The following is a 24,621-nucleotide window of genomic DNA, read 5'->3' on the forward strand; positions in this document are numbered from 1 at the left end:
GGATGCGGCGCCTATCCGGCCTTTGCGACGTGCGTTGACAGTAGCCTCTCGCCGCCATGCTCCTTGAGCGCGGCACCCAGTGCGCTTTCGTAGTCGGGCTGTGCACTATCAAGACGCTTGCGTCCCTGTTCGGTCAGCACCGTATACACCCCGCGCTTGTCATCCGGACACAGGTCGCGGATGGTCAGTCCGGCACGCACCAGGCGCTCGACCATCCGCGACACCGAACTTTGGTTCAAACGCAGATGCGAGGCCAGCTCCTGCATACGCAGCTCGGAATCCGGAGAACGCGCCAACACTTCTAGCGCGCGATACTCCGACAGGCCAAGCCCGTGCTGTGCTTGCAGTACCTTACCTAGATCGGCCTCGACGTTGGCGACGATTTGGATCAGATCAAGCCACGGACCGCTTTTCTTTGTCATAGCCGACTCCCACTTCTCTTGCGTAATGAACAGCGCATTTTTACATATGTATGCCCATACAAGTAAAAAGCGAAACCAACTCAGGAGAAACGCCACATCCAAGCCCGTCGCGGCTCAACCAAGCACGTGACCCTCGTTGAGTTGACCCTTCGCGCTATCGGCGAGCTTCAGCCAGACAACTCCCGCGATGATGACCCCCAGCCAGAATGTCTGGGTCATTGTGAGCGGCTGATCGAGCAGGACACTACCCAACGCCGCTGCACCGACCGAACCAATGCCTGCCCAAACGGCGTAGCCAATACCCACATCGATCGTTCGCAGCGCAACGCTAAGGGCATATAACGTCAGCAAGAAAAACACCACGGCCGAAACTGACCAACCCAGCACCGTGAACGCCTTGCTGCCCGCGACGCTCAATGCATAGCCAATCTCGAATGCACTAGCCAGCAGCAACATCGTCCACGCCCGTCCGTTGTGCCGGTTCATTCCGTCTGTCGTCGTCATGTCTGTTTCCTTTTAGAGATTCAATAGAAGTTGAATAAAGTGCGAACCTGCCTGCACCGTCACGCCGCACCGCTAAGCCGCAGGCCCACGACGCCCCCGATCACGAGCGTGATCCCGATCAATTTCTTGACGTTCAGCCGCTGCCCGAAGAACAGCGCGCCCAGAACAACAATTCCCACACCCGCGACGGACGTCCAGATCGCGTAGCCCACGCCCACATCGAAAGTAAGCAATGCAAGGCTGAGGAAAAAAGTCGCGATACCGCCGCTGACCAGCGTCGCAACCGTCCACCCGATTTGGGTAAATCCCATCGCTTTGCCTGCCGAAATGGCGACCACGATCTCGAAAATCACGGCAACTCCCAGATATAGCCAATGCATGATTAAGTCCCTTAATTTATTTGCATGTGCATGCATATTAAATAGGAAAGAAATAGTTGTCAATTTATTTGTATGCGCATGCACATTGAAATCTCCGGAAAGAATTCCATGTACTGGATTTACTTAAGCCGCTGATGAAAATGCTATATCTAGTTTTTCCGCCCTCAGCGCGGCCCGATATTGGAGCCTTCGAAATGAAAAGAATCCTCGCCGCCCTGCTATTGGCGCTACCCATGATCGCCACGCCTGCGCTGGCGCAAAGCAGCCTGCCCCACGGTGTCTCGATCAACAATCTGGCTGCTACCCGTCAGGCTGATGGCGTGTGGGTCATTACCAGCGCCGTCTCCAACCACCGTGACCAACCCGTCAACGGGTTGTCCGTCACCTACGCGCTATATGACGCACAGGGCAATAAAATTGGTCAAGTCACAGATCAGCGCGCGTCTCCCCTGGCTCCTGGCGACACGTGGCAGGCACAAACCACCACCACGCAGGATTTTGTGCGCTTTAGCGCCAAGGACATCCGGGTTCAATAGTGGGCTCGACATTTTGTCGGCCACTTGTCAGGGGACTGTGAAAAAATAGCGACTTGCGCTCGCACCACAATAAGGATGTCCCCCATGTTCCCCAAACGACTTTCTGACGGCTACCAGGCTTTTCTGGATGGCCGCTTTCATAACGAACGCAAACGCTATGAACACTTGGCAGAGCTTGGCCAACACCCCCAAATCCTGTTGATTGGCTGTTGCGACTCCCGGGTATCGCCCGAGGTCATCTTCGACGCGGGTCCCGGAGAGATGTTCGTCATCCGTAACGTCGCCAATCTGGTCCCGCCGTACGAGGGCGAAGCCGAGTCCTCGTCGTACCACGGCACCAGCGCCGCCATCGAATTCGCCGTCAATGCGCTAAACGTCAAACATATCGTCGTGCTGGGGCATGCCTCGTGCGGTGGCGTTGCGGCCGTGTTCAACGACGCGAAACCGCTCACCAAGATCGACTTCATCGGAAAATGGATGTCGCAGATCACCCCGGTGGCGGATGCCCTGCCCCGCACGGGCGACCACGCCGTCGATATCAAGCAACTGGAATGGGCCGTGGTGGAACACAGCCTGAAAAACCTGATGACCTTCCCGTCCATCCGTCGTCGGGTCCACAAGGGTGACCTCGAACTCCACGGCACCTATTTCGGTGTCGCCACTGGCCTGTTGTTCCTGCTCGACCCCGAGACCGGGACTTTCGCCCCCTGCAAACCGCAAGAACCTGCCGCTGCCGACTGATCGATCACGGCGATCGACAGGCTCGCACCCGGCAATGCGGCGCTGCAGCGTGACACGGTGGTGAATTTCTGTATTCTGAATACAAAGACTCACCGAACTTCCTGTCATTCAGAACACTGCCCGCCGGCAGCGGCCTGACGGATGTCGGCGCGCGGCGCCGGAAGCAACAGCGCCAACTGCGGCCGGCCCCACTCCCGGAGACGACGATGCAACTTACCAAAGCGCAACGCGAACAATTCGACCGGGACGGGTATCTGTTCTTCCCCGCCCTGTTTTCCCCGCAGGAAATCGCCACGCTGACTGACGAAGTGCCACACTTGTACGCACAAGACCGGCCCGAAAACGTGCGCGAAAAGCAAGGCGGCGCGGTGCGCACCAACTTCGCGGCCCATTTGTACAGCGCGCCGTTCGCGCGTCTGGCCCGGCATCCCCGCATGGTGCTCCCCGTCGAGCAATTGTTCGGCGAATCCGTATACATGCACCAGTTCAAGATCAACGGCAAGAACGCGTTTGACGGCGACGTGTGGCAATGGCACCAGGACTACGGCACTTGGCTCAACGACGACCTGATGCCCACGCCACGGGCCATGAACGTGGCCATCTTCCTGGACGAGGTCAACGAGCACAACGGGCCGCTGATGTTCATTCCTGGCAGCCACCGTCTGGGCGTGCTCGAAGCGGGACACGACACAACGACCACGAGCTATCCGCTCTGGACAATCAACAACGACAACATCCGTACGATGGTGGAAAAAGCGGGAGGCCGCGATGGCGGCATCGTCGCGCCCAAGGGGCCAGTGGGCTCCATGCTGTTGTTCCACTCCTGCCTGGTGCATGCATCATCATCCAACCTCAGCCCCTGGAACCGCGTCAGCGTGTACCTGAGCCTGTGCGCGGTGTCGAACCACATCCGGCGCTTCAAACGTGTGGAATGGATCGCGCATCGGGACTTCAGCCCCATCGAATGCCTACCCGACGACTGCCTGCAACAGGACTACGTCGTGGACCTGCCATGGGAAAATGGCACGCCCCCCGAGGCGGCACGGACGTCGCTCGAGCGCCTCGAAGAGACCGCCTGATACCCCACCCGCGTTGCGGGTGCCTGATACACCCGCAACGCGGGCTAAAGCAGTGCGGCGTGGATCCACTCCATCATCACGTGCCGTGCCATTTCGGCGCGAGTGGGCGCGGGCATTTGCCGGGGGTGACATGCAAAGTCTTTGTCACGCCACCACCCCGCGAACACGGCCTCTTCGTGCTTCTATCCTTATTACCAGAATGACTTAGACAACCCAATATATCGGCTGTTACGGTTATGTACATAGAACCTGGCGACGCCAAACGGCGGCGTTTTTTTGCGTCTGTGGCATCTTTTGCCCGCCTTGTCGCCAGTGGTTCCTTCAGGCGCCTTCGAGCGCCCCCAATAGGCAACTTGCTATGTACGTGTACGACCCTGTCGATCAACAACTTGTAGAACAACGCGTTGCGCAGTTCACCGATCAGACGCAGCGCTTTCTGGACGGTCAACTGACCGAAGACGACTTCCGCACCCTGCGCCTGCAAAACGGTCTGTATATCCAGCGTCATGCGCCCATGCTGCGCATTGCCATCCCATACGGCCTGCTGGCGGCGCGACAACTGCGCACCCTGGCCCATATTGCCCGCACCTGGGATCGTGGCTACGGTCACTTCAGCACGCGCCAGAACATGCAATTCAACTGGCCCAGGCTCGAAGACGTGCCGACCATTCTGGCGGAGTTGGCCAAGGTGCAAATGCACTCCATCCAGACCAGCGGCAACTGCATACGCAACACGACCTCTGATCACTTTGCAGGCGTTGCTCCCGACGAATTGGTCAACCCGCTCGTCTGGTGCGAAATCATTCGCCAATGGTCCACCTTGCACCCGGAATTCGCCTTCCTGCCGCGTAAATTCAAAATCGCCGTCAGCGGCGCCGAAGAAGACCGCGCCGCCGTTGGCGTGCACGATGTCGGCCTGCAGGCTGTCGAGCAAGATGGCGAGTTGGGCTTTCGCGTGTGGGTCGGCGGCGGCCTGGGCCGTACCCCCATGGTCGGCCACCTGATCAACCCCTTTGTCCCATGGCAGCATCTGCTGACCTATCTGCAAGCCGTCCTGCGCGTCTACAACATGCATGGTCGGCGCGACAATAAATTCAAGGCGCGCATCAAAATCCTGGTCAAGGACCTGACGCCCGAGGTCTACGCACAGCAAGTCGACGAACAATGGCAGCTCATCAAAGACGGCCCCGACACACTCACGCAATCCCATGTTGATACCATCGCCAACCGCTTTACCTGGCCTGAATACGACGACGCCGTGGCGGGCGAGCCCGATCCCACCGAAATGCATGCCGCCGCGCATCCGGCGTTTGCCCGTTGGCTGCAGAAAAACGTACGGGCCCATAAGGTCCCGGGTTACACCGCGGTCACCCTGTCGCTCAAGCCCACGGGTGTGCCCCCCGGCGATATTACGGCCGACCAGATGGACGCCGTCGCCGATTTATCTGAGCGTTATGGCTTTGGCGAAGTCCGCGTCTCGCACGAGCAAAACCTCGTGCTGGCCGACGTGCGTCGCAGCCAGCTATTCGCGCTCTGGGAAGAACTCCGCGCGCTGAACATGGTCACGCCGAACATCGGCCTGCTGACCAACATCATCGCCTGCCCGGGCGGCGATTTCTGTTCCCTGGCCAATGCCGTCTCCATCCCCGTCGCCGAGGCCATTCAGCGCCGTTTCGACGATCTGGACTACTTGTTCGAGATCGGTGAACTGGATCTGAATATCTCCGGCTGCATCAATGCCTGTGGACACCATCACGTGGGCCACATCGGCATTCTGGGCGTCGATAAGAACGGCGAAGAGTGGTATCAGGTAACGTTGGGGGGGCGCCAAAATGGCGCCGCCAAGCCTCTGCTGGACCTGCAATCGACACGTGGCGGTGGCGCCGCCATTGGCCGCATCATCGGGCCATCCTTTGCACGAGCCCAAGTCGCCGATGTCGTCGATCGGCTCATCCAGACGTACCTGCGCCTGCGCGACAGCGACGTCGAACGCTTCATCGATGTCGTCGACCGCGTGGGTATCGCGCCCTTTAAAGAAGACGTTTATTCCGACCCCGCCGTCGCCAAATCCGCACCGGCCCCCACTCGCGAGGTGGCACATGCCTGAAACCAGCGTAACCTCAGCGGTGGACGACCACACTGCCCGCCTCATCCGTCACGGCCAACTGCAAGTGAACGATTGGCACGTCTTTGAGCCCGAGGCCGCCGGCGCCAAAGACGACGAAACGTCATCTGTGGCTGGCGCACCGCCGGTATTACCCGCGGATGAACCGGGCTGGATCGTGCCGCTGACCCTCTGGAGGGTGGCACAAGACGCGCTGCGCCAACGTCAGCATCCCGTCGCCGTCCTCTTGGCGTCCGACGCCAAGTTGCAAGACTTGGTCGGTACGGATGGCCGTGTCGACGCCACGGGCCTGGCATTCATCGCGATCGATTTCCCTATCTATACCGATGGGCGCGGCTATTCACTGGCGCAATTGCTACGCACTCGTCACCACTGGCAAGGTGAACTGCGCGCCCTCGGCGATGTCATGATCGACACCATCCACTATCAGGCGCGGGTGGGCTTTGACAGTTTTCTGGTCAAACCGGGCCACGACCCCGAAAAAGCGCTGGCGGCCTTTAAGACGTTTACGGTGCACTACCAACAAACGTACCCCAAGCCACCAGAACAACTGGCGGCCTAGCTCAGCGCGGCCTATCGGGCCTATCGGGTGTGCCTGCCACGCAATGCACACCCCATCATGCAGAATCTACGGACAGGGCGACAGCCTTAGGCCGTAGCGCCCGATCCATCCAGCAAAGACTTGAGCTCGCCGCTTTCGTTCATCTCATTCATGATGTCCGAACCGCCGATGAACTCGCCGCTGACGTAGAGCTGCGGAATAGTCGGCCAGTTGGAAAATTCCTTGATGCCCTGGCGGACTTCGTCGTCCTCGAGCACATTGACGGTGATCAGTTTCTTGACACCACAGCCCTTCAAAATCTGAATGGCACGCCCCGAAAATCCACATTGGGGAAACTGGGCCGTACCTTTCATGAACAACACCACAGGGTGCTGGGTCACGGTATCGCGGAGAAATTCTTGTACGTCGCTCATGGTGATCTCACAAACAGGAAAAGCAGTAATTAACGAATGAATCCATTATAGGGACCCGCCAGAAATCCGCTCGATTCCCGACAAATCACGCAAACTCGAAACTTGATTAAACCCGGCATCGTTGAACAACGCCCGCACCGCGGCCGCCTGATCCCAACCATGTTCCACCCATAGGGCACCGCCGGGCCGCAGTCTGTCGACCGCCCCCGCGACAACCACGGACAAGTCTCGCAGACCATCCGCGCCGTCGGTCAAGGCCCCGCGCGGCTCAAAGCGCAGATCACCCTGACCCAGATGTTCGTCATCACGGGCAATATACGGTGGATTGGACACGATCAGGTCATAGCGAGCCAGGGACGGCAGCGCGCCATACCAGCTACCCTGCGCAAAATCCACGCGTGCACCCAATCTCGACGCATTACGCACCGCCATCTGCAGCGCGGTCGCGCTGGCGTCCGTCGCGGTCACCGTGGCATTTGGCATCGCCAGCGCGATCGACACCGCGATCACGCCGCTGCCCGTGCCCAAGTCCAGTACCGCCGCCTCGGGATGCCTAGCAAGCCACGCCAACGCGGTCTCTACCAACAGCTCGGTATCGGGCCGGGGAATCAACACCTCGGGCGTCACCGCAAAATCACGCCCCATGAATTCGCGATGCCCCACCAAATACGCCATGGGTTCACCCGCCAATCGGCGCGTCACCAACACCTGAAATTGCTGCGCCTGCCAGGGCTCGATTGGATCCATATCATGCGCCAGCAACCAGGCGCGCGGCTTGTCCAGCACATGCTCTAGCAGCATACGCACCTCCAGACGCGGCAGGCGCGTGTCCCGCAAAAGGGTTTGCAGGATCGGATGACTCACGTTAAACCCCGTCTCCCAGCGCCGCCAACAACTCGGCCTGGTGTTCCGCAACCAAGGCCCCGGTTAGCTCTTCCATATCGCCTTCCATGATCTGCTGCAGCTTGTACAAGGTCAGGTTAATACGATGATCTGTCACCCGGCCTTGCGGAAAATTATAGGTACGAATGCGTTCCGAACGATCGCCCGAGCCCACCAGGCTTTTGCGTTCGGCGGCCTCTTTGCTTTGGCGCTCGCGGACTTCGCGGTCTTTCAGACGGGCGGCCAATACCTGCATGGCCTTGTCCTTGTTGCGGTGCTGTGAACGGTCGTCCTGGCACTCCACCACCAGCCCCGTCGGCAAGTGCGTAATACGCACCGCGGAATCTGTCTTGTTGATGTGCTGGCCACCCGCGCCACTGGCACGGAACGTATCAATACGCAGATCCGACGCGTTGATCACGATGTCGCTCATTTCGTCCGCCTCGGGCATCACCGCCACCGTACATGCCGACGTATGAATACGACCCTGCGCTTCGGTCGCCGGGACGCGTTGCACGCGATGCGCGCCCGACTCGAATTTCAGGCGCCCATAGGCCCCGTCACCATCGATACGGGCAATGACTTCCTTGTAGCCGCCCAGCTCCGAAGCGCTCTCGGACATCAGCTCAACACGCCAGCCGCGCTGCTCCGCATAGCGCGAATACATGCGCAACAAATCGCCAGAAAACAGCGCGCTTTCGTCTCCGCCAGTCCCTGCGCGGATTTCCAGGAACAGGCTGCGACCATCGTTGGGATCACGCGGCAGCAGCAAAAGCTGTAATTCCGTCTCCAGCGTTTCCAGACGCTCTTTCGCGAGTTTGAACTCGTCTTCGGCCATCGCCTTGAGATCGGGATCACTCAGCATTTCCTGCGCGGTGGCAAGATCCTCTTCGGTACGCACAAACTGCCCGAATGCCTGCGCAACCGGTTCCAGTTCGGCGCGCTCGCGCGACAGCTTGCGAAAGCGCTCCATGTCGGCAGCCGTTTCGGGCTGAGCGAGCAATGCATCCACCTCGACGAGGCGGTGAGACAGTTGCTCCAGCCGACTGCGCATGGAAGATTTCATATGAAGGAAGGTCCAAAGAGACAATTGCGGATTAGCGAAATGCGGGCGCCCGAAAAAAAGCGAACGCCCGCCGACAGGCGGGCATTGCAATAGCAGCGCTAACGACGCGTATCGCGACCCGGAAACAAACGCGGCATCCAGGCAAGCAGCTGCTTGCGCTCGTCGCCCTCGGTGCGGTTCAACGCGGCGAGGGGGCCGTGTAAGTACTTTTGAGTGAGGCCGTGCGCCAATTGTTCCAGCACGGCTTCGGGTGACTCGCCGCGCGCCAGCATGCGGCGGGCGCGCTCGAGCTCTGCGGCGCGCACGTCTTCGGCGGCCTGATGCATATCGCGGATCACCGGCACGACTTCGCGGGATTGCATCCAGTGCATAAAGCCCTGGACACGCGTTTCGATGATGGCCTCGGCCTGCACCACAGCCGCGCGGCGTGCATCGGTGCCGCTTTGCACCAGTCTGCCCAGGTCATCAACGGAATATAAATAGACATCATCCAGCCGGCCGACCTCGGGCTCGATATCGCGCGGCACCGCCAAATCGATCATCACCATCGGACGGTGGCGACGTTGACGCGTCGCCCGCTCGACGAGCCCCAGACCCACGATGGGCAGGGAACTGGCCGTACAGGACACAATGACGTCGAAATCCGCCAGGCGCTCGGGCAGATCCGCGAGCTTCATGGTGCTCGCGGCAAATCGTCCGGCCAGCGTTTCCGCGCGCTCGGCCGTACGATTGGCGACCATCATGCTGCGCGGACGCCGCGCCGCAAAGTGCGTCGCACAGAGCTCAATCATTTCGCCCGCACCAATAAACAACGTGTGGGCCTGATCCAGATTGCCAAACACGCGTTCGGCCAAGCGCACGGCAGCGGCCGCCATCGATACCGAATTCGCGCCGATGGCCGTCTGTGAACGGACCTCTTTGGCGACAGAGAACGTGCGCTGGAACAACTGATGCAGCAGCGTGCCCAACGAGCCAGCCTCGCCCGCGGCGCGTACCGCGTCTTTCATTTGCCCCAGGATCTGCGGCTCGCCCAACACCATGGAGTCGAGTCCGCTCGCGACGCGAAACGCGTGGCGTACCGCATCGTCCTGGTGGTGCCGATACAGGTGCGGGCTCAACGCCCCGGCCTCCAGGCGATTGTGATCCGCCAACCAGACCGGCAGTTGCTCCGCCACATGCGCATCGGCGGCACAATAGACCTCGGTGCGATTACAGGTCGACAAAATCGCCGCCTCGCGCACAGAGCCGCCAAAGGCGGACCGCAGGCCCTCTAATGCGGGTCGAACCAAATCGACGGGCATAGACACCCGTTCGCGCACCGAAACGGGCGCAGACGTGTGATTCAGACCGAACGCAAGAACAGCTACGGACATGGGAGAGGCAAGGCACCGGCAGACATAGCACGGCGCATTTGTAACATTAGATCAATGAAATTATACAGCTAAGGGTTATCCCTTGATAGTGCCATGTTTTGAGGGATTACCGGAGATTTCCTGCAAGGTTCCAAAAATTTGTGTATAGTTGCGGACTTCGTTGGCCTGGTAGCTCAGTCGGTAGAGCAGCGGATTGAAAATCCGCGTGTCGGTGGTTCGATTCCGCCCCAGGCCACCACGAATTCGATGCCCAGCTCTTGTAGCTGGGCATTTTCTTTTGTGCCGCTACCCCGCAAACAACGGAATGGACGGGCTCTACCTCACAAACGGGGATAACGCGTGTCTCGATCAACTGAATTAAGGGGCAGAAGACGACCGATGATCCTCAGAGCGAGGCGAAGGGGTGCCGTCCTTGGGTATGTTTTTCTCAAACCGATTGACGACCGCCAAGACAAATAAGGCAATCAGAGTACTGGCAACGGCGGTCGCTTCCCGGCCATAGCCCGCGGCAACACCAATTGCTGCGACAATCCAGATGCTGGCTGCCGTTGTCAAACCTTTGACGACGCGATCATTTTCCTGCTTGAGGATGGCGCCTGCGCCGAGAAAGCCCACCCCTGCAATCACGCCCTGCATGACCCGGCTCATATCGGAAATCTGCATCCCACTAGCGGCAGGAACCAGAACGAAAATGGCCGCGCCCAGTGACACCAGCATATGGGTTCGCAAACCGGCGTCCTTTCCTTTCATCTCGCGCTCGTAACCGATCGCTGCACCCAAAATTACGGCCAGGCCAAGCCGAAGCACTATCACCGTCGCTTCTTTAATATCTGCGATATCGGAGAATTCGCTCACCACCGTTAGCCAAATATCGTTCAACGTCGACATGATGGTTCCTTAACGCAGGAGGTTGTTTGCCATAGTGTAGGTTCCTGCGCTATCGAAATCTATTGCGATGCCGCTAGCCGATCCCTTTACAAATCGAACGCTGCTTGGATATCTTCCTTGCCTGCCTTGCCTTGCTGCAGCAGCAACATCAATAGAATGCGCGATTTCTGCGGGGTCAGGTCGCCCGCCATGACGGCGCCTGCATCGGCCAGCGTCTTGCCGCCGCCCTCGAAACCATAATTCGCCATGACCCGCCCGTTATGTACCCGGGTCGAGATAACGACCGGTACTCCTTTGGACAGCGCGTACTTGATGCCTTCGAACATGGGCATGTTGACGTTGCCCATGCCCAGGGCCTGCACCACGATACCCTTGCTGCCTTGGTCGACCGCGCTGCGCAGCATGCGGTCATCGGCCCCCCCGTACATGGCGACGATGTCCACCCGAGGCATTTCCGAGGCGACAATCGGAATGTGCTGGTGGCGTAGCGGCGCACGGTCGATGACGACCTTGTCCGCGTAGACTTCGCCGATCAAGCCATAGCTGCCCGACTGAAAGGTTTCCACATTGGCCGTATGCGTCTTCGTGACATAACGTGCGGCGTTGATCTGGTTATTCATGGCCAACATGACGCCCTTGCCCTTGGCTTGTTCATCGACCGCAATGCGCACCGCGTTGAGCAAGTTACGTGGGCCGTCGAAGTCCGATGACGACGCATTGCGCTGGGCTCCGATCAAGATCACGGGCTTGTCCGACTTGATGGTCGTATCCAGCCAAAACGCGGTTTCCTCGAGCGTGTCCGTGCCGTGCGACACCACCACACCCGCCACCTCAGGCCGTTTCAGCGTCTCTTCGACCGCCTTGGTCAAGGCTGTCCAACGCACCGGGTCCATGTAGTCGGACGGGACATTGGAAAGATTATTGACTTCGACTTTGGCGTACTTGGCAACGTCGGGCACGGTAGCCATCAAGTCATCGCCGGAAATCGCGGGCACCGGCGCCTTCTTGACCGGATCGATCTTCATCGCGATCGTGCCGCCCGTGGCGATCAATGGGACCGTGGGCTTGTCCTGCGCATACGCCTGTGCCGTCATGGCCATCACTCCTGCGATCAAAAATGGTAGTTTCTTCATCACTGTCTCCCGGATTGTTTCTGTTGGGACGACTACATATACCCGGCGCCCGGGTAGTTGGGATCAGGATATGACCTGATTGACAGTGCGTGCCCAAGGGTGCTGCAAAACCCGCATGACATATATAAACGCCGAAACCACTGAATCCAAATGCGCTACCCGCGTGTAATAACGGATGATGCGCAAGCGCGCAGTCACAGCCTCTACCCTTCGAACAATACAGCTCAGGATTCGTTTTTTTAAAGTACAAAGCATGCAGAGGACAAACTGGCTGGGTAACGCTCACGTCCTTCAATGCTATCTTCGATACTTTGCCGCCCCCTTGCCTGCCGTTCTAATCTCGGACTGGGCCTGGAGGACAAGCCCAAGTAAGGCGACGTGTTTTTCACCTCTGCACAATGAAGCCGGATTCCTCCTCCCCATCTCCCTCCATCAGCATGAGCCGTGCAGCGCTCGAGCTATTTCTCGCGCTCTGGCGCTATGCCGAAGGCAAGCGGCGACACCTGATTGGCGCAATCACCCTACTTTCCGGCGCTCAGCTCATCAAGCTGACTTTGCCCTGGCTGGCCGGTCACGCCATCAATGCCTTGCAGCAAAACGATATGCCAACGGCCGGCCTGTGGATCATGTTCTTGGTCGGCTGCTACGCGATGCATTGGGTGTTTCACGGTCCCGGACGCGTGCTGGAAGGCCAAGTGGGCGTGCGCGCGCGCGAACAACTGGCCGACGATCTCTATGCCCGCATCGCTGCCGCACCGCTGACTTGGCGCGACGGCCGCCATTCCGGCGACTTGCAACACCGCGTGCTGCAGTCCAGCCGCGCCTTGGCAACCTTCGCACGGAACATGTATGGCTACTTGCACAGTGCACTGAACTTCATTGGCCCGCTGGTAGCGTTGTTTTTGCTATCCCGAGCCAGCGGCAGCATTGCCGTAGGCGGCTACCTGGTCATCGCGCTCATCACCTTGCGTTTCGACCTCGTACTGATGCGACTGGCCCGCTCCGAAAACGACGAGGAACGCCGTTATGTCGCGGCGCTGCTCGACTTTGTCAGCAATGCCGGCACGGTGATTGGCCTGCGGCTGCAAGCTGCCTCGCGCAAAATTCTTGGCCGTCGCCTGGCAACAATGATGATACCGCTGCGCCGAGCCCTCTGGATCAACGAAGTCAAGTGGTGCGTGGTGGACCTGATGGGCATGGGCCTGACCTGGATACTCGTGGTCCACTACGTGCTGCAACACCGCGAGCCCGGACAGGCGGTGCTGCTAGGCACCATCTTCATGATTTATCAATATGCCCAGCAGGTCGCCTCGGTAGTCAGCGCCATCGCGTCGAACTTCCAGAGCTTCTCGCGTATCCACACCGACTTCAGTAGCGCCGGGCCTATCTGGCAGGCCCCGGGCGACCCACAGGCCACCGTACCCTCCGTGGTACCCGACGCGCCGTGGCAAACCTTGGCGCTGCGCAGCCTCACCTGGAGCTATTCCTCTGAGGGGCGCGGCGGCTTGCATGACGTCGACCTGGTCTTGCGCCGGGGGGCACGCATCGCGCTGATCGGGCCCAGCGGTGGTGGCAAGAGCACACTGCTGCGCACGCTGGCCGGCCTCTATCTACCACAGCAAGGTGAGCTACTGCGCGACGGCAAGTCAGTGGACTGGGCGGAACTGCGCACACTGGCCACGCTGATCCCGCAAGAAGCCGAAGTATTTGAAGCCAGCGTAGAAGAGAACCTGACCTTTGGCGAACCCGCCAGTGCCGCGGCACTGCAATCCGCCGTACATACCGGCGTGTTCGACGAAGTGCTGCAAGGCATGCCTGACGGCCTGGCCAGCCCGGTCAACGAACGCGGCAGCAATCTGTCGGGCGGACAACGGCAACGCCTGGCCCTGTCGCGCGGCGCGTTAGCTGCGCAGGGGAGCTCCTTGTTGCTACTGGATGAGCCCACCAGCGCGCTGGACCCACAGGCAGAAGGCCGGGTGTTCGATCGCATGTATGCCGCATTTCCGCAGGCTTGCATCGTGGCCTCGGTGCACCGGCCCAGCTTGCTTAGCCGCTTTGACACGATCGTCGTGATGGAAGCGGGGCGCGTGGTGGATGCGGGGCCGCGTGACGAAATATTGGCCCGGCATACGCCTTGAAGCCTTAACGAAGACCATCGCGATTCAACCGCCCAGCTCTTGTAGCTGAGCATTTTCTTTGTGCCCGCTACCAACAAGATCTTTGGTACGCGGTCGACAAAAAATCGTGAAGTGTGAAAAAGACTGCTGCTTGACAGAATGAGGAAAGCAAGGTGATACTTGTTGCGCATACCGAATATTATTTCGGTATGCGCAAATTTAAGACAGATAGCTATCAGTTCCTTGACATGCCTGTGGTGATTGAACACGTTCTTCAATAGGAGAAGCAGGTGGCGGACAACACGTTGACGTTCGGAACAAGCTCTATCGCCAAGGTCGAACCCGACCGTATTACGATTCGCGGCCGCGACCTGTGCGACGAGTTAATCGGGAAAATCTCCTTCACACATTATTTTCTGTTCCTCTTGACGGGACAGGAGCCGACCCGGGAACTGGTCGCCATAACGGACGCCTGTCTGGTGGCAATTGCCGAACACGGCTTTGTGCCTTCCATACAAGCAGCGCGCATGACCTACGCCGCCGCCCCCGATGCCTTGCAGGGCGCAGTATCGGCAGGATTGCTGGGCTGCGGTACGGTAATTCTGGGCGCCTCCGAAACCGCTGGCATTTTGTTGGCGGATATTCTCAAGCGGCAAGAGACCGATGCTACCGATATCGATACTGCGGCCATCGCTGTCTTGCGTGACCTGCGGGAGGCCAGGCTTCCGGTTCCAGGTTTCGGCCACCCCGTACACAAAGCCGAGGATCCGCGCGCTACCCGTCTGTTGAAGGTAGCCAACGAATTGGGTGTCGCGGGCAAGCATGTAGAGGCGCTGCAGGCTGTGGAGCGGCATATCGAAACAGCCTATGGCCGTTTCCTGCCTCTGAACGTGTCCGCAGCAATTCCCGCCGTATTGCTGGATGCCGATTTCCCCCTGGAATCCTTGCGCGGCGTGCCCCTGGTGGCACGCACCGGTTCGCTGGTCGCACATCTTCTCGAAGAGCAGCGCAATCCGTTGGGCTTCAAGATAGCAACGCGTGCCGAGCAAGGAATTGCCTATGATGGGCAGCTTGCTGGAAAGCGACGGGGCACCTGATGGCGAACACAGGCAAAATAGATGCCGCCTTGTTGGAGCCGGATGAGGTCGTACACCGTTATCCGGAGCACGACTATACGGTGACAGGCTTGCTGGCCAGCCGCGCTCAGGTATTACCGGACAAGGTCTGCCTAATATTCGAAAACCGCGCGTGGACCTATAGCGAGTTGGCGCGCGATGTCGAGCGCACTGCATCATGGCTGCGGAAAAAAGGCATGCGGGGCGGAGACCGCGTGGGCGTGTTCTCGACCAATCATCCATCCACCGTAATACTCTTCCTGGCCCTGGCTCGCATAAAAGGCATCATGGTGCCGATCAATCCGGAGTTTGGCATCCCCGAGGCGGCTTATGCGCTGAACAATGCCAAGGTGCAAGGCGTGGTTTGCTCGCCGCAAGCCTACGACCGGACGATTCAGGCTTGCGCCACCCTGGAACCAGCGCCCTGGATCGTTCTGAACGAAGCAGGGCTCGAGGGTGTGAACGTACTGGACGACGAAATCGCGGACGCGCCACACAATTCGCCGCCGTCAACCGGAACGCCCGATTCGACCTGTGTGCTCATCTACTCATCCGGCACCACAGGTTCGCCTAAAGGGGCCATGCATGCCCAGCGCGGCTATGTCATTACCGCTGAAAGCTTCGTGGTGCGCCTGTATCTTCAACCCGAGGATCGTATCTGCTGCATACTGCCCTTGTTCCATATCAACGCGCTCTTCTATTCACTGGGTGGCACGCTGGCCGCAGGGGCCACACTTGTCCTAGCGCGTCGATTTTCGGCCAGCGGCTTCTGGAAGACAATTTCAGAAACGCGATGCACCACCGTCAATCTGATCGGCGCGGCCGCTACCATCTTGACCAAGCGCGACCGTACCGAATATGTAGCGGGGCATGCCATGACCAAGGCCTTTGTCGCACCGCTGGACAAGACGCTGGTAGAGGTTTTTCGCGATGATTTCAATGTACCCACGCTGATCGAATGCTATGGCATGACGGAAATTCCCGGTGTGCTGTCCAACGCCTTCAAGGGACCGCGCAAATTGGGCAGCATGGGCCAGGTGTCGCCGCATTTAGCCCCGGGGCTGCCGCAGCCGCAATTGCGCATCGTGGATGAATCGTTCGTCGACTTGCCAGACGGGCAACAAGGACAACTACTGGTCAGTACGCCGACCGTCATGCAAGGCTATTACGACGACCCGCAGCGCACCCAGGCGGCGTTTCACGAGGGCTGGTTCATTACTGGGGACATTGCCTGGCGCGATGCCGACGGGTTCTATTGGTTTGTGGCGCGCCAGAAAGACATCATCCGCTGCCGCGGCGAAAACATATCGGGGTCCGAGTTGGACCGCGTCATTGCGAGCCACCCGGATGTCCTGGAAGCCGCAACCATAGGTGTGCCGTCAGAACTGGGTGAGGAAGATATTCTGGCGGTCGTAGTAGTCCGTCGAGACGCTCAATTAGATGCGAAGGACATCGCGCGCTGGGTGGGCAGCCAGTTAGCCGCTATCAAAATTCCGAAGTACGTCGTGTTCTCGGATGGCCTACCCAAGACTGCCACACATCGGGTGGAGAAATACAAAATTAAAGCCAATCGCGAATTGCTGGCACGCGCTACGGCCACATAAATAGTCAGTTTGCCGTCCAACAAAAGAGGCGCGGCAGGGTGAAACCCGCCGTGCCAACCACGGAGACTCATCATGACTCGACTACGTAGCTTGAACAAAGCATTGATTGTGGGCACGTTCACCGCTGCACTATGCGGCGCGGCGATGGCCACCACCACTTACCCCGACAAACCCATCCGCGTGGTGGTGCCCTACGCGCCTGGCGGCGCAACAGACATCCTCGCCCGCATGATAGGCAAGCAGTTGTCTGAAAATCTGGGCCAACCGGTGGTCATAGAAAACAAGACAGGTGGCAACACGAGTATTGCCGCGACCCAGGTGGCTCACGCGGACGCGGACGGCTATACGCTGCTCTTTACGAACGACACCACGTTCGTCTTGAACCCCGCGCTGTTCAAGTCGTTGAGCTACGACATCGACAAGGAATTCAGGCCCGTCGGTACGGTATGCGACTTGACACTAGGCCTGGTAGTATCGTCCGCCACACCAGCCAATTCCATAAAGGAACTGGCCGCCTATATCAAGGCTGACACTGACAAGCCAGCTTACGGCTCATTCGGCGTAGGCAGTCAGGCGCACCTGATGGGCGAAATGTATAACCAGGTGACCGATTCCAAAGTGACGCACGCGCCGTATCGAGGTTCATCGCCCGCCGTGATCGACGTGATCGGCGGCCAAGTCTTGTTCACCTTTCCGGCCATGGCCACGATACAGGGCCACCTCAAGGCTGGCAAGGTCAAAGTGTTGGCTCTGTCGGGAGAAGAGCGTTCGCCTCTGCTACCCGATGTGCCCACGTTCACCGAAGCCGGCTACCCCGAGCTGAATATCGGTGCTTGGTATGGTTTTCTGGCTCCCGCAGGGACCCCTGACGCGGTGGTCGACAAGCTCAATAGGTCTCTGTCCGAAGTGCTGGACAAACCAGATTTCAGGAAAGACCTGATCGCGCAGGGCACAATTCCCTTGAAGCTGACGCCCGACCAGTTCAAGCAAAGAATGTCAGTCGAGATTGAACGCACCAAGAAGATCGCCGAAATGGCCAATATTTCTATAGACTAAGATGCCTTCTGCCATCTCGCCTTCACGCCGTCAGGCTTGTACTGACAGCGTCAGGGCGGGGTAGCGTGCAAGCTGGTGGCTGATCTGATCGGAGGCCCGCAGCAGCGCCGGCAGCCGGGTGCGTATCAGGGTTTCCCTGTCAGTACGCGTGGAATCGGCAGAGCAATTTATAGCCGCCACCACGCGCCCATGATGGTCTCGCACAGGTACGGCAATAGCGATCGAACCGAACGCTATTGCATCCTGAGCAATGCCATAGCCGCTTTTCAAGACCTCGTCGAAACGCGCTTGCAGTGCTTCGGCCGTTATCGGCGTGCTTGGCGTGAAGGCGGGAAATGGTGCTTGCGATAGATAAGCGGCGCGCTGATGTTCGCTCTGGTGAGCCAGCAGCACATAGCCCGTGGATGCGGCGTGCGCCGGCATACGTGCACCTACATACTGCCGCAGCCGCGCCGGGCGGTTGCTCGGAATGTGTACGATGTAGACCACATCGTTGCCATCCAGCGTCGTCAGCGACGAAGCATCGTGGAAGGTGTCGACGAGTTCTTGCAAATAAATTTGCGCGACCTCATTCAGATTCATTGACTCGACGAAGGCAGAACCCAGCTGCAATACTTTGGCCGTCAGGACGAAACGGCGGCCATGCTGACGTACATAACCCAGCTCGGCCAGGGTAAGCAGCGAGCGCCGAACGGTGGCCGGGCTGAGCCCGGTGCGCCCAGCGATTTCGCTGAGCGTCATTTCGGGCATTGCGCTGGAAAACGCCTGAATGACATCCAGTCCGCGAGCAAGCGCGGTCACAAACTCGGGATGGCTACCTTTTCCAGTCATCTTGTAATTATACGTCGCCCGTAGCCGCAGCACGGGTGCTGGCGCTGAGCCAAAACATCATCATTACAAGCTAGGCGTTACGTAGCATATGCCTGGAGGCAAGACGAGTCTGCATAACGTTAAGTGTCCTCCTTTAGGCGTAGTGAACGACGCTTCTTGCGTATATGAGTGGTATGCCGGCAGCGTCTGCAGTATATGGCATCGTTGCCACGAAAGAGGCTTCCCAGTTCCCAAGCAAAGCCACAGAGTAGAATCAATAAATGCTCCACTCTGCTGGTTCAAACCACCGGCGTCCTCATTGATGACACTTGGCCAAAATTTATTGTTGCTACTGGCGCTGCTGATCGCGGCGGCGTTCTTCTCTATTGCCGAGATTTCCATCGCCGCGTCGCGCCGCCTGCGCCTGCGGCAGCTCGCCGAGGACGGCGATGCGCGGGCAGAGGAAGTCTTGCGCGTACAGCAGCAGCCCGGCCATTACTTCACCGCCATCCAGATTGGCGTCAACGCGCTGGCCATCCTGGGCGGGATCGTGGGCGAAGGCATCTTCAGCCCCACCTTTACGCGTTTCCTGGGCAAGTGGCTGTCCCCTGATTTGTCCGCGTCGCTGGGCTTTGTCGGTTCGTTCGTGCTGGTGACCTCGCTGTTCATCATCCTGACGGATCTCATTCCCAAACAGGCAGGCATGGCTGAGCCCGAAAAGTTCGCCTTGCGCGTGATCGGACCCATGCGCGTGCTGGTGCGAATTTTTTCGCCGCTGGTCTGGGTGTATTCGCGCAGCGCCGATCAACTCATGCGTCTGCTGCGGCTGCCGACACGGCGCGACGAGCGCATTACCTCGGACGATATTCTTGCCCTGGCCGAGGCCGGCACACGCTCGGGTGTGCTGGCGCGCGGCGAGCAGCGCATCATCGAGAACATCTTCGAACTGAATACACGCACGGTGTCCAGTGCGATGACGCAGCGCGACCGCATCGCCTGGTTCCTGCAGGATGATCCCGAAGACATCATCCGCGCGCGTATCGCCGAAGAACCCTTTTCCACCTATCCCGTCTGCCAGGGCGATATCGATCATGTCGTGGGCTATGTCAACACCCGCGACCTATACCAGCGGCTGCTCAATGGCCAATCGATCGCGTTGACCGACACCAAGCTCATTCACAAAGCCCTGGTGGTACCCGACCGCCTCACCCTGGCCGAAGTGCTGGAACAGTTCCGGCAGGTAGGCGAAGACTTCGCCATGATCGTCAACGAATACAGCCTGATGGTCGGACTCGTCACGCTCAACGACGTCATGAGCACGGTGATGGGCGAGTTGGTATCACCGGGCGATGAAGACTTCATCATTCAACGCGATGATAACTCTTGGCTGATCGACGGCGCCACGCCCATCCAGGACGTGGGCCGCGTGCTGGGAATCGAAGAACACCTGGACGGCGAAGAATACGAAACGCTCGCGGGTTTTCTGATGGATGCGCTACGCCGGGTGCCACGCCGCACCGACATCGTCACCCTGGGAGGCTACCAGTTCGAGGTGATGGACGTGGACACCTACCGAGTGGATCAGGTACTGGTCACCCGCAGCGCGGCGCCAACGCCCACGGCTGCTGCCGCGGCGAGTCAGCTACCAGATTAATCAGGAAAATTTGTCAGTTATAACTTGCAAATCAGCCATTTTTTGCATAAATCGTCAGTTTTAACTTACACAATTTCTCATCAGTCGTCGCGATATGATCACCCTGTCATGACAGACCGCGCCCCGCCGCCTCATGCCTAGAAACCTCCTTCTTCTGGTGTCCGCGCTCATCGGCATGGTGCTGAGTATCAACGCCTGGGCGCAATATACGGTCGAATCGGTTCCGAACCCAAAGGATGGGGGAGAGGCCCATTACGTCAGCAACCCGAACGGCATCTTACGCAGCGATACCGTGGCGCAGCTGGATGCGATCAGCGCAGCGATTGAGCAGAACAACGGTAGTGAGTTCGCCATCGTCGTGGTCGATACCTACCAAGGTGATAGCGATTTCACGTTTGCGCTGGATCTCTTTAATCATTGGGGTATCGGTAAACAGGGCGCCAACAATGGCCTGCTGCTGTTTCTGGCGATGGACCGGCACGAATACCGATTTATTACCGGCTATGGCGTAGAGGGGATATTTCCCGACGCCTTGTTGAAACGTATCGGCGAGACCTATCTCGTCCCCTATATGCGGGTCGGCAACACGGATATGGCCGTATTAGCGACGGCCAAAGTCGTCGAGAGCGTATTCCTGTCCCCTGAGCACAAACTGGAACTATCGGGGCTACAGGCCTACGAGCCAACCTTCTGGAACCGGCATGCCGAGACGATCGAGCAAATCGGCTTTGTGGTGATCCTGTTTGCCATCGCATTCATATGGATCACCCTCGCGCGTAAACGCGTGCTGAAGAGATTTAACATCAAAGGAAGCCAATACCGGGGACGCCCCTTCTGGTATGCCTACTTCGGCTTTTTATTTCTGCTCTTTGTTAGCCTATTCATCTTTCTTATTTTTGACATCCTCGAGCAGGCCTACCAGTTCAGAAACCTGCCGTATTTTGTCGCGGCGCTTGGCTCTCTGATACTGTTCTTTCACTATTACGAAAGCGCCGCGCTCCTTGATCGCAGTACCCAAGACAAAAAGACGGCACTGGATATGCGAGTATCACTCGTCATCCTATGCTTCTTGCCCTTGCTCCTGTCGCCGTTATCGTACTTCGCGTACATCGGATTTGTGAAAAAAATCCGACTCGCCCGCTTGCGAGGGATCCCGCCCGATACCACCGGTCACTGGTCACGCCTGAATCGGGATGCGCTCAAATTGAAAGAATTAAAGGCCCGTCTGACCACGCTACAGCGTCAGGAGGAAAAGCTCGGGTCCAAGTCCTATGAGATATGGCGCAACACAGAAACAGGCGCCATACACCTAAGTAGCTTCGTGGGCAGAAGAGCCAAGGCATTCAGTGTCTGCCCGGAATGTCGTGGACAAACCCTGAGAAAACCGGAAATCAAAGTCGTGAAGCGCCCCACGTACTTGGCAACTGGAAAGGGGGAACGCATTCAAAGCTGCGCGTTCTGCGACTATAAAACATCGCTTGGCATGATTACGCTCGCCATGTTGAGAAGGAGCCACTCCAGTGGAGGAGGCTCGAGTGGGGGAAGCAGCAGCAGCGGGGGCGGAAGCAGCTCCTCTAGTGGGAGTTTTGGCGGCGGCTCCAGTGGCGGCGGTGGCGCCGGCGGACGCTGGTAGCTCACCCATCGATCGCCTCTCCGGGCACAATCACAATCGCGCATTGCCGCACTGTGCGGATTATTCGCCCTGCTCCCGATACCCGGCAAACTTGGACATAAAGCCAATCCCCGGGTTAAAGCAGTTGCACGGATCCAGCTTCTTATAAAAATCCTGTAGCTGCGGCTTGGCCTGATACAAATGACCGACGTTGTGCTCGGCTGGGTATTCGGCGCCCCGAGTGTCCAGCAGTTCCAGCATTTCATGCTCGATTGCCATGCAATCGTGGCCTTTGCGGATGATGTAGTCCTGATGAAAAACGTGGCACAGAAAATGGCCGTAGTACAGCTTCATCTCGATGGCATCATCGAACTTGGCTGGCAGTTGCTCGAACCAATCGCGATCATCGCGTCGCAACGCAATGTCGAGTGCCACGATGTCCTCGACGGTGGCGCCGTGTACCGCACGATAGCGAACCGCCGCGCTGGCCGCGGCAAAGCGGTGCAGGAATGCTTTCTTGCCTTCTTCTTCGGTGCACTCGAAGTAGCCGCCACGGCCTTGTGCAAAATACTCGGCCAAATACGCGCGGGCTTGCGCTACGCCCTCGGCCGGGATTTTCAACATCAAGTGATGCTCGTACTCATTGCGATACGACATCAGACGCGCCGGCAGGTGATTGGGCAACAGTCGGCTTGCGACCTGCATCAAGCGATCGCTCACGTTCGCCGGTAAAAATCCCGCACGCTCAAAAAATGCGTCGCAGCGATTTTTCAGATTGAAAAATGCGGGCAGACGATCCGTGCCGAAATGTTCGATGATCCAGAACAGATCCTTGCCATAGCGCGCAGCGACATCAAAGGCATCGCGATGCAGGTATTCCCCGGCGATAGGCAGATGCTCGAAACTGCCGAGCGCGTGACGACGAATGTCCGTCAGCACGCTCGTATCGTTGGTACCGATATAGAACACCTTGGCGCCGGATGCGGCGGGAAAGGTGTCGAGCCTGACGGCAAAGACCATGACCTTGCCGGCAGAGCCGGATGCCTCGCGCAACCGCAAGGGATCCGCATTGTATCGAGCGGGCGTGGATGCATCGATATCACGCACGTGTCGGGCATAGCCATGATCCGAGGCGGCCCCAGCATCACGGACAATATCCTGATCCGCGAAATCTCGGCGCTCAAGCTTGGCCAGTATGGCCTCGGGATCGTCGCCTAACTCGATACCGAGATGATTCACCAAGTGCAGCTTTCCCGCCGCATCGACCGCGCCATAAAGCGCCATTTCGGTATATGCCGGTCCGCGATTGACGAGAGAGCCGCCCGAGTTATTGCAAACACCCCCAATCACCGACGCCCCGATACACGACGACCCGATGACCGAGTGCGGCTCGCGCCCGAGCGGCTTGAGCAGACGTTCGAGCTGATCCAGTGTCGAACCCGGCAAGCAAACGACTTGTCGACCGTCGTCGATCACGTGCACCGCTTTGATCCGGTTGGTGCTGATGATGACGATGTCGCGGTCATAGTCGTCGCCATGAGGGGTAGATCCGCCAGTCAGGCCGGTGTTGGATGCCTGTGCGATCACCGCCACGCCGGCCGCGACACATTCGGCCAGGGCCTTCCATTGCTCGACCAACGAGCCAGGACGCACGACGGCCAGCGCCCTGCCCCTGCCAAAACGAAAGCCTGTGCAATAACGACGCATCGCACGCTCGTCGGTGATCAAATGCGATGGCCCTGCGATTTTGCTGAGCGAAGCCAACAAACGCCGGCGCACCTCGGGAGTTTGCTGCAACGCGGTCGGCGGCAATATGGCGTCAGGCATCGGCTGTCTCGCTCTCTGCGTCTTGTTGGTTGAGTAGGTTATGGTACTGCGCGATGTACAAGCATCCACGTGCAACGCCCACCCGTGTCTATCCAAAGGTTAATGATAGACATGACATCCGTAGACCGCTATCCAAAGGGGTGAGGGATTTTGATGTGAAATGTTGTCTCTGAATCAGACGAATCTCAAGGGCCGTTACTTGCTCGGCGGGAATGCTTTTACAAAAGGCACAAAGCACAAAGGCAGCCGTAGCTGCCTTTGTGCTTGAGCGTGCACCTCGATACTGAAGGCGTGCTTAATGCGTACCGCGGGTCTGGCGTAGTCGACGCGCCGCCACCGCCTGGGCTGCCAACATGGCGAGCTCGGCTTCGACGACGGCGATATCGGCCTTGTCCTTGGCGTTGCGCAGGGCCTCTTCGGCCTTTTCGCGCGCAGCCAGGGCGCGGGCTTCGTCCAGGTCGGCAGCGCGGATGGCCGTATCGGCCAACACCGTCACCATGCCCGGCTGCACTTCCAAAATGCCCCCAGCGACGAAGATGTTTTCCTCGGCACCATCGGGACGGACGATTTTGACCGTACCAGGGCGTATGCGCGAAATCAGCGGGGTGTGGCCGGGCAGAATGCCCAGTTCACCCGCTTCGCCAGGCAAGGCCACGAACTTCGCCTCACCGGCGAAGATCGCTTCTTCTGCACTGACGACATCCACTTGCAGGGTAGCCATA

The 24,621-nt window shown here is 58.7% G+C and carries 23 protein-coding genes and 1 tRNA gene; 12 read left to right on the plus strand and 12 right to left on the minus strand.

The features are described 5' to 3' along the window. Window positions 1-11: 11 nt before the first annotated feature. From ACNAZS_RS23720 to ACNAZS_RS23730, 3 genes are all read right to left on the minus strand, one after another. On the minus strand, window positions 12-422 hold the full coding sequence (locus ACNAZS_RS23720) for a MarR family winged helix-turn-helix transcriptional regulator (RefSeq protein WP_415793009.1): 411 nt from the start codon (window positions 420-422) through the stop codon (window positions 12-14). Window positions 423-536: 114 nt separating this feature from the next. Further along, entirely contained in the window at window positions 537-926 is a 390-nt protein-coding gene (locus tag ACNAZS_RS23725) for a DMT family transporter (RefSeq protein ID WP_415793010.1), read from the minus strand. Window positions 927-985: 59 nt separating this feature from the next. Then, on the minus strand, window positions 986-1,306 hold the full coding sequence (locus ACNAZS_RS23730; RefSeq protein ID WP_415793011.1) for a DMT family transporter: 321 nt from the start codon (window positions 1,304-1,306) through the stop codon (window positions 986-988). Between the two features lie 194 nt (window positions 1,307-1,500). Between ACNAZS_RS23730 and ACNAZS_RS23735 the strand changes: the two genes are divergently transcribed. The 5 genes from ACNAZS_RS23735 to ACNAZS_RS23755 all read left to right on the plus strand — a co-directional run bounded on the left by ACNAZS_RS23735 (window position 1,501) and on the right by ACNAZS_RS23755 (window position 6,349). Next, window positions 1,501-1,842: an FxLYD domain-containing protein gene (locus tag ACNAZS_RS23735; RefSeq protein WP_415793012.1), complete on the plus strand. Its 342-nt coding sequence runs from the start codon at window positions 1,501-1,503 to the stop codon at window positions 1,840-1,842. A gap of 84 nt (window positions 1,843-1,926) precedes the next feature. Next, entirely contained in the window at window positions 1,927-2,583 is a 657-nt protein-coding gene (locus ACNAZS_RS23740; protein ID WP_415793013.1) for a carbonic anhydrase, read from the plus strand. Window positions 2,584-2,789: 206 nt separating this feature from the next. Then, on the plus strand, window positions 2,790-3,662 hold the full coding sequence (locus ACNAZS_RS23745) for a phytanoyl-CoA dioxygenase family protein (RefSeq protein ID WP_415793014.1): 873 nt from the start codon (window positions 2,790-2,792) through the stop codon (window positions 3,660-3,662). A 358-nt stretch (window positions 3,663-4,020) separates the two neighbouring features. Beyond that, window positions 4,021-5,769: a nitrite/sulfite reductase gene (locus ACNAZS_RS23750; RefSeq protein ID WP_415793015.1), complete on the plus strand. Its 1,749-nt coding sequence runs from the start codon at window positions 4,021-4,023 to the stop codon at window positions 5,767-5,769. Beyond that, window positions 5,762-6,349 carry a DUF934 domain-containing protein gene (locus tag ACNAZS_RS23755; protein ID WP_415793016.1) on the plus strand — a complete coding sequence of 196 codons (588 nt, stop codon included), beginning with the start codon at window positions 5,762-5,764 and terminating at the stop codon, window positions 6,347-6,349. The genes ACNAZS_RS23750 and ACNAZS_RS23755 overlap by 8 nt, the downstream gene beginning before the upstream one ends. 86 nt (window positions 6,350-6,435) lie before the next feature. Here the strand turns inward: ACNAZS_RS23755 and grxD are convergent, their stop codons facing one another. The 4 genes from grxD to hemA all read right to left on the minus strand — a co-directional run bounded on the left by grxD (window position 6,436) and on the right by hemA (window position 10,083). Next, window positions 6,436-6,762 carry a Grx4 family monothiol glutaredoxin gene (gene grxD, locus ACNAZS_RS23760; RefSeq protein WP_415793017.1) on the minus strand — a complete coding sequence of 109 codons (327 nt, stop codon included), beginning with the start codon at window positions 6,760-6,762 and terminating at the stop codon, window positions 6,436-6,438. Between the two features lie 45 nt (window positions 6,763-6,807). Next, on the minus strand, window positions 6,808-7,626 hold the full coding sequence (gene prmC / locus ACNAZS_RS23765) for a peptide chain release factor N(5)-glutamine methyltransferase (RefSeq protein ID WP_415793018.1): 819 nt from the start codon (window positions 7,624-7,626) through the stop codon (window positions 6,808-6,810). 1 nt (window position 7,627) lies between these two features. Beyond that, entirely contained in the window at window positions 7,628-8,710 is a 1,083-nt protein-coding gene (gene prfA, locus ACNAZS_RS23770; RefSeq protein ID WP_415793019.1) for a peptide chain release factor 1, read from the minus strand. A gap of 98 nt (window positions 8,711-8,808) precedes the next feature. Next, window positions 8,809-10,083, minus strand: a complete 1,275-nt coding sequence (gene hemA / locus ACNAZS_RS23775) for a glutamyl-tRNA reductase (RefSeq protein ID WP_415793020.1) — start codon at window positions 10,081-10,083, stop codon at window positions 8,809-8,811. A 162-nt stretch (window positions 10,084-10,245) separates the two neighbouring features. Here hemA and ACNAZS_RS23780 point away from each other — a divergent pair. Further along, window positions 10,246-10,321, plus strand: a tRNA-Phe gene (locus ACNAZS_RS23780). 119 nt (window positions 10,322-10,440) lie between these two features. Here ACNAZS_RS23780 and ACNAZS_RS23785 read toward each other — a convergent pair. Together ACNAZS_RS23785 and ACNAZS_RS23790 are read right to left on the minus strand one after the other, a co-directional pair. After that, window positions 10,441-10,971 carry an MgtC/SapB family protein gene (locus tag ACNAZS_RS23785; protein WP_415793021.1) on the minus strand — a complete coding sequence of 177 codons (531 nt, stop codon included), beginning with the start codon at window positions 10,969-10,971 and terminating at the stop codon, window positions 10,441-10,443. 86 nt (window positions 10,972-11,057) lie between these two features. Further along, entirely contained in the window at window positions 11,058-12,104 is a 1,047-nt protein-coding gene (locus ACNAZS_RS23790; protein WP_415793022.1) for an asparaginase, read from the minus strand. A gap of 437 nt (window positions 12,105-12,541) precedes the next feature. Here ACNAZS_RS23790 and ACNAZS_RS23795 point away from each other — a divergent pair, with 437 nt between their 5' ends. From ACNAZS_RS23795 to ACNAZS_RS23810, 4 genes are all read left to right on the plus strand, one after another. Further along, window positions 12,542-14,242 (plus strand): ABC transporter ATP-binding protein, encoded by a 1,701-nt coding sequence (locus tag ACNAZS_RS23795; RefSeq protein ID WP_415793023.1) that lies wholly within the window; start codon window positions 12,542-12,544, stop codon window positions 14,240-14,242. A 269-nt stretch (window positions 14,243-14,511) separates the two neighbouring features. Further along, window positions 14,512-15,318 carry a citryl-CoA lyase gene (locus tag ACNAZS_RS23800; protein ID WP_415793024.1) on the plus strand — a complete coding sequence of 269 codons (807 nt, stop codon included), beginning with the start codon at window positions 14,512-14,514 and terminating at the stop codon, window positions 15,316-15,318. Next, window positions 15,318-16,940: a class I adenylate-forming enzyme family protein gene (locus ACNAZS_RS23805; RefSeq protein ID WP_415793025.1), complete on the plus strand. Its 1,623-nt coding sequence runs from the start codon at window positions 15,318-15,320 to the stop codon at window positions 16,938-16,940. Before ACNAZS_RS23800 ends, ACNAZS_RS23805 begins: the two co-directional genes overlap by 1 nt. A gap of 72 nt (window positions 16,941-17,012) precedes the next feature. Then, window positions 17,013-17,996, plus strand: a complete 984-nt coding sequence (locus ACNAZS_RS23810) for a Bug family tripartite tricarboxylate transporter substrate binding protein (protein WP_415793026.1) — start codon at window positions 17,013-17,015, stop codon at window positions 17,994-17,996. Between the two features lie 30 nt (window positions 17,997-18,026). Here the strand turns inward: ACNAZS_RS23810 and ACNAZS_RS23815 are convergent, their stop codons facing one another. After that, a complete protein-coding gene (locus ACNAZS_RS23815; RefSeq protein ID WP_415793027.1) occupies window positions 18,027-18,827 on the minus strand; it encodes an IclR family transcriptional regulator in 801 nt (266 codons plus the stop codon). Between the two features lie 301 nt (window positions 18,828-19,128). On the opposite strand from ACNAZS_RS23815, the gene paeA reads away from it, so the two are divergent. Both paeA and ACNAZS_RS23825 read left to right on the plus strand, forming a co-directional pair. Next, complete coding sequence (paeA, locus tag ACNAZS_RS23820) at window positions 19,129-20,460, plus strand: polyamine export protein PaeA (protein WP_415793028.1); 1,332 nt, start codon at window positions 19,129-19,131, stop codon at window positions 20,458-20,460. Between the two features lie 157 nt (window positions 20,461-20,617). After that, window positions 20,618-22,093 carry a TPM domain-containing protein gene (locus tag ACNAZS_RS23825; protein ID WP_415793029.1) on the plus strand — a complete coding sequence of 492 codons (1,476 nt, stop codon included), beginning with the start codon at window positions 20,618-20,620 and terminating at the stop codon, window positions 22,091-22,093. 60 nt (window positions 22,094-22,153) lie between these two features. Here ACNAZS_RS23825 and dld read toward each other — a convergent pair whose 3' ends face one another. Continuing rightward, entirely contained in the window at window positions 22,154-23,899 is a 1,746-nt protein-coding gene (dld, locus tag ACNAZS_RS23830; protein WP_415793030.1) for a D-lactate dehydrogenase, read from the minus strand. Window positions 23,900-24,194: 295 nt separating this feature from the next. After that, entirely contained in the window at window positions 24,195-24,620 is a 426-nt protein-coding gene (locus tag ACNAZS_RS23835) for a F0F1 ATP synthase subunit epsilon (protein WP_415793031.1), read from the minus strand. Window position 24,621: the final 1 nt, after the last annotated feature.

Source organism: Bordetella tumulicola (assembly GCF_965138755.1).
GTDB lineage: Bacteria > Pseudomonadota > Gammaproteobacteria > Burkholderiales > Burkholderiaceae_B > Bordetella_A > Bordetella_A tumulicola.